Annotated in this window: 10 protein-coding genes and 1 pseudogene; all 11 read right to left on the bottom strand. The window is 63.7% G+C overall.

Annotated features, from left to right (window positions below; all coding sequences use genetic code 11):
* Window positions 1-23: 23 nt before the first annotated feature.
* Window positions 24-644: a DedA family protein gene (locus PKA57_RS08275; protein WP_324299410.1), complete on the bottom strand. Its 621-nt coding sequence runs from the start codon at window positions 642-644 to the stop codon at window positions 24-26.
* Entirely contained in the window at window positions 644-1,270 is a 627-nt protein-coding gene (locus tag PKA57_RS08270; RefSeq protein WP_324299414.1) for a glutathione S-transferase, read from the bottom strand. Before PKA57_RS08270 ends, PKA57_RS08275 begins: the two co-directional genes overlap by 1 nt.
* A 150-nt stretch (window positions 1,271-1,420) precedes the next feature.
* A pseudogene (locus PKA57_RS08265) lies at window positions 1,421-2,131 on the bottom strand (alpha/beta hydrolase); the annotation flags it as partial.
* Window positions 2,132-2,338: 207 nt separating this feature from the next.
* Window positions 2,339-3,568: a TCR/Tet family MFS transporter gene (locus PKA57_RS08260; RefSeq protein WP_324299408.1), complete on the bottom strand. Its 1,230-nt coding sequence runs from the start codon at window positions 3,566-3,568 to the stop codon at window positions 2,339-2,341.
* 162 nt (window positions 3,569-3,730) lie between these two features.
* Window positions 3,731-3,934 carry a cold-shock protein gene (locus tag PKA57_RS08255; protein ID WP_324299406.1) on the bottom strand — a complete coding sequence of 68 codons (204 nt, stop codon included), beginning with the start codon at window positions 3,932-3,934 and terminating at the stop codon, window positions 3,731-3,733.
* A gap of 275 nt (window positions 3,935-4,209) precedes the next feature.
* On the bottom strand, window positions 4,210-4,449 hold the full coding sequence (locus PKA57_RS08250; protein ID WP_324299404.1) for an AMP nucleosidase: 240 nt from the start codon (window positions 4,447-4,449) through the stop codon (window positions 4,210-4,212).
* A gap of 170 nt (window positions 4,450-4,619) precedes the next feature.
* Window positions 4,620-4,922: a hypothetical protein gene (locus PKA57_RS08245; protein ID WP_324299402.1), complete on the bottom strand. Its 303-nt coding sequence runs from the start codon at window positions 4,920-4,922 to the stop codon at window positions 4,620-4,622.
* Between the two features lie 180 nt (window positions 4,923-5,102).
* Entirely contained in the window at window positions 5,103-6,242 is a 1,140-nt protein-coding gene (locus PKA57_RS08240; protein ID WP_324299400.1) for an acyl-CoA dehydrogenase family protein, read from the bottom strand.
* A gap of 82 nt (window positions 6,243-6,324) precedes the next feature.
* Window positions 6,325-7,512, bottom strand: a complete 1,188-nt coding sequence (locus PKA57_RS08235; RefSeq protein WP_324299399.1) for an acyl-CoA dehydrogenase family protein — start codon at window positions 7,510-7,512, stop codon at window positions 6,325-6,327.
* A 132-nt stretch (window positions 7,513-7,644) separates the two neighbouring features.
* Window positions 7,645-8,124, bottom strand: a complete 480-nt coding sequence (locus PKA57_RS08230; protein ID WP_324299397.1) for a nuclear transport factor 2 family protein — start codon at window positions 8,122-8,124, stop codon at window positions 7,645-7,647.
* A gap of 81 nt (window positions 8,125-8,205) precedes the next feature.
* Entirely contained in the window at window positions 8,206-9,816 is a 1,611-nt protein-coding gene (locus tag PKA57_RS08225) for an acyl-CoA synthetase (RefSeq protein ID WP_324299395.1), read from the bottom strand.
* Window positions 9,817-9,913: the final 97 nt, after the last annotated feature.

Below are 9,913 nucleotides of genomic sequence, written 5' to 3'. Positions count from 1 at the left end.
GGGCGCCACACGGCCGAATAGGTCTAGCGCTTGCCGTTGCGATAGGTCCAGCCGAACCACAGGACGACGAGAGCCGCCATGACGCCGGCGAAAAGGAGGAGCGGCCACCAGCCTTCCTCCTGGTCGATCATCTTCCATGCCGAGACGGCGAATATGCCGGGAAGCGTGAGCATGGGGGCCCAGATCAGCGCCGAGGCGATATTGGCGAGCCAGAAGCGGTGCGCGGGCATGTCCATCATGCCCGCGACGAGCGGCACGACGGCGCGAACGGGGCCGAAGAAGCGGCCGATGAAAATGCTCTTGCCGCCATGGCGCGCGAAGAACTCATGGCCGGATCGCAGCAATTCGGGCCGTTTCGAGAAGGGCCACATGCCGGGAACGACGTGGCCGAAGCGCCGCCCGAGCCAGTAGGAAATGCCGTCGCCGAGGGTCGCTCCGGCAATGCCGCCAAGGATCAGCGGAGCGACGGGGATGATGCCCTCCGGCACCAGCGCGCCCGCAGCGATCATGATCGCCGTGCCGGGGACAAGAAGGCTCAGAAAGGCGAAGGACTCGCCAAAGGCGACGAGGAAGATGATCGGCCCCGTCCACTCCGAATGGAGGCGGATGAAGCCGATCACCTGCTCGATATGGCTCCCGTCCATCAGGAGGCGAAGGCGTAGGGCCCGCCCCGTTCAAGCGCGCGCCGATAGGCGGGCCGCGCCTGCAGCCGCGCAAGGAGATCGAGGAGGTTCGGATAATCCTTGAGAAAGCCGCGCAGCTTCGCCGCTTCGAGAACGAAGGAGTTCTGGATGTCGGCGGCGCTGAATTCGTGGCCGAGCAGATAGCCGCCCTTTTCAATCGCGCCGTTCATATAGGAGAGGTGGTTTGCGATCTCGCCGAAGATGCGCGGATGAAGCGGCGCGCCCGCATCGCCAAGGCGCCCGACATAGAGCGCGAGCAGAAGCGGCAGCATGGCCGAGCCTTCGGCGAAGTGCATCCATTGCAGATATCTGACGAAGTCCGGCGAGCCTTCGGCGGGCATGAGCCGGCCCTGACCATATTTGCGAACCAGATATTCGATGATGGCACCCGATTCCGCGACGACGAGATCGCCATCACTGATGACCGGCGACTTGCCGAGCGGATGAATGTCCTTGAGTTCCGGCGGCGCGAGGTTCGTCACGGCGTCGCGCTGGTAGGGGACGATCTCATAGGGGACGCCCAGCTCCTCCAGCAGCCAGAGAATGCGTTGCGAACGGGAATTGTTGAGGTGGTGAACCTTGATCATGGGCGTTTGCCTTGCTGCGATGGCCGGGGTTCCGGCCGCTTCCAGCGACGGGTGCCCGGCGGAATGGACATGCACGCGAATGAAAGCCACGAGATCGTCGATGGCGCGTCTTGCTTCCGGAAGGATGTCGGCCATGAGGTGCCAGACATGCGGCACTTTCGGCCAGACATCGAGCTTCGCCGCGACGCCGGCCGCCTGCATCTTCTGCGCCATTCGCACCGAATCATCGAGCAGCATTTCCGTGTCGCCAACCTGAAAGAGCGTCGGCGGAAGGCCCGCCACATCGCCATAGAGAGGCGAGAGGAAAGGATTGCGCAGATCGGCGCCCGGCGCGTAACGCGGCTCCAGCGTGTGCATCATCTCCTCGACGAAGAGCGCGTCCGCTTTCGCATTGGTGTGAATGGTGCTGCCTGTGGCGGCGAGATCCGTCGCGGGCGAGAGACAGAAAAGTGCCGCGGGCAGCGGAATGTTTTCAGCCTTGAGACGGAGCGCCAGCGCCAGAGTGAGATTGCCGCCCGCGGAATCGCCACCGATGACGATGGAGGAGGGCGGCACCTTTTCGATCAGCGCGCGGTAGGCGGCAAGGCAATCGTCGAGACCGGCGGGGAAGGGATGCTCGGGCGCGAGGCGGTAATCGACCGCATAGACCGGCATGCCGAGCTTCGTCGCGAGGCGCCAGGTGAGCGGGCGGTGCGTGCGCGGCGAGCCCGCGACCCAGCCGCCGCCATGGATGTAGAAGACCGCACCTTCCGATGCGACCGCCTTGGCGGTCAATTTCTCGACCGTCACGCCGCCAAGTTCGATCTGCTGCTGGACGATCTCGGCCGGGAGCTTCGCGCTTATCGGCTCCTGCGCCTCCATGACGGGGCGGAGCGTCATCACATCCGGCGCCTTCTTGAAGCGGCGCTTGATCTGGTAGCGCAGCAGGAGGTTCATCGCGTAAAGCTGAAGGCTCATCGGTTCCTCTTGCCCCTTGCCGGGGCGTCTGTCGGCGGGACGCCGTAACGATGCAAGCGGCCGCGCCGCCGCCTGTCAAGAAAAGAGCGGGAAAATCATGCAGCCGCCGCTTCAGCTCCGCGCAGGCAGAGGCTTGAGGCGGATCACGCGGAGAAGCATGGCGACGGCGGCGAATTCGAGAAGACCAGCCACGAAATAGGCCGCGCCCGGAAAGTGGACGGGCGCCGCGGGCGATGTGAAATAGCCGAAAAGCTGCGTCATCACGAAGGGGCTAATGATGGCGGTGATGCTCGAGACGCTGGCGAGCCCGCCTTGCAGCTCGCCCTGCGCGTTGGCGGGCACGAGCCCCGTCATGATGCCCTGAAGCGAGGGGTAGGCGATGCCGGAAAGCGCGCTCGGCACCATGAAGAAATAGACGACCCAGGCGTTGGGCGCGAAGGCGTAGCCGAGGAAGGCGATGCCCGAAAAGGCAAGCCCGATATAGGCGGCGCGCCTTTCGCCGAGGCGGGGCACGATCTTTCCGATGAGCCCGCCCTGTACGATCGCCATCATGAGGCCGACGGCGCCGAGCGAATAGCCGATCTCGCGCGGGCCCCAGTCGAATTTCTCGGCGCCGTAGAAGCTCCACACGGCCGGAAGCGAATGATGCGCGAGATAGTGGAGGAAGAGCACGCCCGCGATGCCGAGCACGACGGGATAGCGGCGAAGCGCCTGGAGAGCGCCGAGCGGATGCGCGCGGGCCCATGAGAAGTCGCGGCGGGCGGATTTCGGCAGCGTTTCGGGCAGGACGAAATAGCCATAAACGACATTCACGAGCGCGAGCCCTGCGGCGGCGAAGAATGGCACGCGAACGCCGAGATCGCCGAGCAATCCGCCGATGATCGGGCCGATGATGAAGCCAAGGCCGAAGGCGGCGCCTATCAGGCCGAAATTCTGCGCCTTCCTTTCGGGCGGGCTCACATCGGCGACATAGGCATAGGCGGGCGTGTAGGAGGCGCCGGTGATCCCGGCGACGAGACGGCCGAGAAAGAGCCAGCCGAGCGTCGGGGCGAGGCCCATCAGGGCATAATCGATGCTGAAGGCCGCGAGCGAGAGAAGAAGCACGGGCCGGCGCCCGAAGCGGTCGCTGAGATTGCCCATCAGGGGCGCGCAGAAGAACTGCATGCCCGCATAGACGACGGCGAGCCAGCCGCCATAGAGCGCGGCGGTCGAGATGTCGCTGCCGGTCAGCTCCACGATGAGTTGCGGCAGCACGGGCAGAATGATTCCGAAGCCGATCGTCTCGATCAGCACCGTCACGAAGATGAAGGCCATTGCCCGCCCGGCCGATGAAGGTGCCATTCCGTCCGCCTCGTTCGCTGGGCGGGCAGTCTAGCCCGGACGGGCGCATGCGATAACGCGAAATGGCGCTGAAGCGGAGGCGTCCCGGATGCGCTTTGCCTCCCCAAATGCAAATGGCCGGGCGCTAGGCCCGGCCATCCGTGTCACAAGATCGAAAGGATCTTACGCGACCGAGAGGTTCGCGGCGGACGTCTTGCCCTTCTCGGTGACCAGCTCGTAGCTGATCTTCTGACCCTCGTTCAGGGTGCTCAGTCCGGCGCGCTCGACGGCGCTGATGTGCACGAACACATCGCGGCCGCCATCGGACGGCTGAATGAAGCCATAGCCCTTCTGAGCGTTGAACCACTTCACGGTACCAGTAGCCATATAGGTCTCCTTGCGCACTTGCGTGCGGAAATAACCGCGCTTCCATCGCGCGGCTGTGATGACAACCTGATTTTTGGAAGTGTCTTGAGTGGCCCGAAGGGCAGATCAGCCAAGGCAGGCCAAAATGTCGATTGCGGACGAAGGAGACAGGATTACCCGTCCCAAGTCAACCGTTTAGGCTGACCGGTCCACTCCCGAGCCGGGCGCTTGTGTGCCAAACGCCTGAAAATGCGGGAAAATCTCGAAGCTTGCGCGGGTGAGCTACCCCGCCTGGATCATCTCTCGATATGCTTGCGGACGAAGGTCACGGCGTAGAGGAGCTCGCCGTCGAACAGATCGCTCGGCGCGCCGAGCCCTTCGATCATCTGGAACTTCCGGCGCACGATCTGCCCTTCCATGCGGTAGCCCTTCTCGCTCATGTTCCGGCGATGAAACTCCATGGCCGCGGGCGTGAAATCCTTGGCGAGCACGGTGATGCGCTCGGGCAGATCGTCGGTGTTCTTGTCGTCAGCCATGCCGGTGTCTCTGTCGTCCTTGATCGAGGGGTGGGCGCCCGCCGGGCGGGTGCGGGCGCAGTATGGGACGAGCGTCCGGCCTTGTCGAGTATCGGAGGGCTCAGGCGCTGCCGCTCAAAGAAAAAGCGCGGTGCCTGCACACCGCGCTTTCTGAATGCATCGCGCGACCGTCAATTGTTGGGGCGCAGATAATAGCCGGTGCCCTGCCAGTTCATGTCGCGGGAGAGGTTCTCCTGCTGCTGCTGGGGGGCGCCGAAATTCGATGTCGCGAAGGGATCGTAGGGATTGGCCGAGCCCGTCGACGTCCGCGTGGAGAAGCTGAAGCCGTTCTGCGACTGCTGCTGGTCGTCGGGGCTCGTGAAATTGGCGCCATTCGAGCCCTGGATCTCATAGGTCGTGTAGGCGAATGACGGCGCGGCGGCGATCAAGATACCGGCGGCGGCCGCCAGGGCTGCAAGGGTCATCCTGTACATGTCGTCACTCCCGAATCGATAAAATTCTCTCGTGAGAGAAGTGCGTTGGCGCAAGCTCATACCGCTCTGCTGGCGGTGTCAAGAAAGCGCGCATTAAATTACAAACCGTTACCCGTATTCCGGCGGGCCGAGGCCGCTCCCGCCACAATTCGGACAAATTGCGGCGGGATTACGCCCGGATCAGAAGCCTTCGAGCGTCGCGTAGCGATCGCGGTGGAAATTCGCGTCGCCGAAGGTCGCGGCCGCCACGCGGGCCCGCTTCATGTAAAGACCGATGTCGAACTGATCGGTCATGCCCATGCCGCCATGCATCTGCAGGCCTTCATTGGTGAGGAGGCGGGCCGTATCCGAAAGCCGCGCCTTGGCGAGACTCGCGGCCTGCGGCACGTCGTTGCGCCGCGCCTCGAGCGCGGACAGGCCGTCGAGCACGACGGAGCGGCAAAGCTCGATCTCGGAGAACATCACGGCGGCGCGATGCTTCAGCGCCTGGAACGAGCCGATGGTGACGCCGAACTGCTTGCGCTCCTTCAGATAGTCGAGCGTCTGGTCGAAGACCGCCTGAACGAGGCCGAGCATCTCCGCGGAAAGGCCGATGCGCGCGATGTCGAGAACCTGCTCGAGCACGTCGTTGCCGCCATCGACCGAGCCGAGCACGCTGTCCGCGCGCACGATCACATTGTCGAACTCGACATTGGCGGCGTTACGGCTGTCGACCATATGCGTGCGCGTGATCTTCACGCCCTGCGCCTTGGGATCGACGAGAAAGAGCGTCACGCCGGACTTGTCATTGACGTTGCCGGAGGTGCGCGCCGCGACGATGAGCCGGTCGGCGACATGCCCGTCGAGCACGAAGGTCTTCCTGCCGCTGATGCGGAAGGACGAGCCCTCGCCGACGGCGCGCGTCGCGATATGCGCCGGGTTGTGGTGCGGCCCTTCTTCGAGCGCGAGCGCCATGATGAGTTCGCCAGCCGCGATGGCGGAGAGGATTTCCTGGCGCTGCGTCGCGCTGCCGGCGAGCTGCACGGCCGAACCGCAAAGCAGAACCGTCGAGATGAGCGGGCTTGCGGCGAGCGTGCGGCCTGCCTGTTCGAGCACGAGGCCGAGGCCGACGGGGCCGAAATCGGAACCGCCATATTTCTCGGAAATCAGAATGCCGGCGAAGCCGAGATTGGACATCTCTTTCCAGATGTCGCGATCGAAGCCGGCGGGGTCGTTCGTATCCCTGAGCTTGCGCAGATTGGCGATCGGAACGCGCTCCTGAAAGAACTGCGTCGCCGTATCGCGTAGAAGCTGTTGCTCCTCGGTGAGTGCCAGTGCCATCGAATTCGACTCTTTGATTTTCTGGTTGAAAGCGGGAGGAGGGCGCCGCGCTCACCTTGCGAGGGAGCGCGGCTTGCCCGGTTCAGTCCGGCAGGCCGAGCACGCGCTTGGCCACCACGTTGAGCTGCACTTCGGATGTGCCACCCTCGATGGAGTTGCCCTTGGAGCGCAGCCAGGAACGGGTGATGCCGATTTCCTCGTTGCTGAAGCCTTCGCCTTCCCAGCCGAGCGCCTGCGTGCCGAGAATTTCGAGCATGAGCTCGTAGCGGCGCTTGTTGAGCTCGGTGCCGTAATATTTGAAGATCGAGGAGGCCGCGCCGGTGCCCGTGCCCGCCTTCGCTTCCTCGGCGGTGCGCTGAAGCGTGAGCGCGAAAGCCTTGCCGTCCATCTTCTGCTGGGCGATGCGCTCGCGCAGCGCGGCCGATGCCACGCGGCCATTCGCTTCGCCGAAATAATCCTTGGCCAGCGATTCGAGACTTGCCGAGCTTCCGACGCCGGAGCCGAGGCCCATGCCGGAAATCATGTCGCGCTCGTGCTGAAGCAGGCGCTTGGCGATCGTCCAGCCCTTGTTCAGCTCGCCGACGAGATTCTTCTTAGGCACCTTCACATCGGTGAAGAAGGTTTCGCAGAAGGGCGAGGCGCCGGAAATCATGGTGATGGGGCGCGCCTCGACGCCCGGTGTCGTCATGTCGAAGAGGATGAAGCTGATGCCTTCATGCTTCTTCGTCGAATCCGTGCGGACGAGGCAGAAGATCCAGTCGGCCTTGTCGGCGTAGGAGGTCCAGATTTTCTGGCCGTTGATGAGATAGTGGTCGCCCTTGTCCTCGCACTTCGTCTGCAGGCCGGCGAGGTCGGAGCCGGCACCCGGTTCCGAATAGCCCTGGCACCAGCGGATCTCGCCGCGCACGATGGGCGGCAGGTGCTCGCGCTTCTGTTCCTCATTGGCGAATTCGAGAAGCGCCGGCCCGAGCATCCAGATACCGAAGCTCGAAAGAGGCTGGCGCGCCTTGATGCGCCGCATTTCCTGCTGGAGAACGAGGTTCTCTTCCTTGCTGAGACCGCCGCCGCCATATTCCTTCGGCCAGGTCGGCGCGGTCCAGCCGCGGCTCGCCATGCGGTCGAGCCAGACCTTGGAATCCGGATTTTTCCATCGCGCATTGCGTCCGCCCCAGGGCGTTTCATCCTCGGGCATCGGCGTGCGCATGGAGGGCGGACAGTTCGCCTCCAGCCATTCGCGCGTTTCCTGCCGGAACTTCTCGAGCGGTTCCATTGGTGCTTCCTCGTTTGTCGCCTGTAATACTTAGGTTGTCACAGAATATCAGCAGCGTCGGCCGAGGCAATTGCCAATGACCGCGTGGCGGCTGTCAAATCAAGCCTGCCGCGAATATTGGCAGGAACGGCATCAGGATTTGAGGTAAGCCTGCACCTCGGGGCGGGCGCGAAGCTGGCGCGCCCATTTGCGCAGGACGCCGACCAGACGCGGCTCCTCGACGCCGAGCTGCGCCATGGCGACACCGCCATTGACGCTTTCGCGATAGTCGCTGATGAGCCCGTCCCTGAGCTCAAAGCGGCTCATGCCGTCGATGACGATCTCGTTGCCTTCATAGGCAGGGAGCGTCGAGGTGAATTTCGACAGCGACCACGCATAGCCGAGATCGCCGTTGCAGACGGGATCGATCATCCGCCAGTCATAATCGCGCGCATCGCGATGGAAGAGCTCCGTCAGCATATGCGCGATCTCGGCGCGGCCCTTGTGATCGCCATAGATGTAGTCGTGATAGACCGCATCCTGGGTGAAACATTCGGCGAAAGCCTTGCCATCGCCCGCGGTGGCGGCGGCAGAGAAACGCGCGAGAAGCGCTGCGAATTCGTCCTGGTTCATGACTTGCTCCCCTGTATTCGCGTCATGGCCGGACAGGCCGGCCATGACGTCTCGTCGTTCATGTGTCCCGATAGGGGAGGGTCAGGCCATGCCAAGTTCCTGCTTCGCGAACTCGGTCACGCCCTTGTAATCGGCCTTGCCGTTCGGCGCGCGGAAGGGAACGGCGCCGATGATGATGCGCTTCGGCGTCTTGTAGCCCGCGAGCTGTTCGCGCACATGGGCGCGCAGCTCCGCCTCGTCGAAGCTCTGGCCGCTGGCGATCTTGACGACGCCGGTGACGGCCTGTCCCCATTTCTCGTCGGGAAGCCCGATGACGAGCGCATCGTCGACGGCGGGATGGGTCTTCAGCGCTTCCTCGACTTCCTCGGGATAGACCTTCTCGCCTGCCGTATTGATGCAGACCGAGCCGCGGCCGAGAAGCGTCAGCGTTCCGTCCGCCTCGACCGTGCACCAGTCACCGGGGATCGAGTAGCGTTCGCCATTGATCGTGCGGAAGGTCTTGGCCGTCTTTTCCTCGTCCTTGTAGTAGCCGACGGGGATGGGCGCCGCCATGGCGATGATGCCGGGCTTGCCGCTGCCGGGCTCGACTGGCTGGTCGTTTTCGTCGAAGACCTTGCAGCGGTCGCCGATCTGGAATTTCGCCGTCTGGATTTCGCCCGCCGCCGTCATCATCGAGGCGCCGAAGCCGATGCCCTCCGAGGCGCCGAAGCTGTCCGTCATGATGCCCTGCGGAATGTGCTTCAGCAGGCCGCGCTTCACTTCCGTCGACCACATGACGCCAGAGGAAACGATGGTCACGACGCTCGACAGGTCGTATTTGCCGGGCGCTTCCTCCAGCGCGCGGAGCATCGGCTTGGCGAAGGCGTCGCCGACGATCGCGATCGTCTGTACCTTGTGGCGCTCCACGGCCGCCCAGAGCTCCTCCGGGTCGAGCGAGGGACTTTCGAGGGTGACAATGCAGCCGCCGCTCATCACCACGTTGAGCGAGCTCAGAAGCCCGGTGCCGTGCATGAGCGGGCAGGCAGGAAGATGCGGGCCCGCCGGGCCCATGGCCTTGATCGCCTCGACGAGCGCATCCATCGTTTCGGGCACGGGGCCGAGCTTGCGGCCGGCGGCGAGCTGGATTTCGCGCAGGTCGTCATGCCGCCACATCACGCCCTTGGGCATGCCGGTCGTGCCGCCGGTGTAGATGAAGAGAAGATCGTCGGGCGAGCGCTTGATATCGAGCCTTTCGCCGGAGCCCGTTTCGGCGAGCGTTTCATAGCGCTCCGCAAAGGGAGCGATGTCGTTCGAATCGCTCACCTCGATGAAGGTGCCAACCTTCTTCAGCCGCGGACGAAGCTCCTCGATGATGTCGCGGAACTCGGAGCCATAGACGACGGTCTGCGCGTCCGAATTGTCGAAGATGTAGAAGACTTCCTCGGCCTTGTAGCGATAGTTGACGTTCACCTGCGTCAGCCGCGCCTTGAAGCAGGCGTTGAGGAGTTCCATGTATTCCGGCCGGTTGCGCATGTAGAAGGCAACCTTGTCGCCCGGTTTCGCGCCGCGTTCGATCAGGGCGCGGGCGAGATTGTTCGTGCGGCGCGTCGACTCGCCCCAGGTGATGGTGCGGTCGAGATGCGCGAAAGCCGGCGCGTCCTGAGGCAGGACCGGCGCAATGGCGTCGAGAATGTCGCCGAAATTCCAAGGCATGGACTTCCTCCCGAAGTTTTTTGATTTTATCGGCCTTCAAGGCCGGATTTGATTTTGGAAGGCATATTACATTGAAAGTCCGGCGCGTCACGCGCCT

Origin of the sequence: Parvibaculum sp. (assembly GCF_035325945.1) — a bacterium.
Taxonomy (GTDB): domain Bacteria; phylum Pseudomonadota; class Alphaproteobacteria; order Parvibaculales; family Parvibaculaceae; genus Parvibaculum.
Note: the sequence above shows the minus strand (reverse complement) of the source record. Positions and strands in the feature narration are given on the sequence as shown.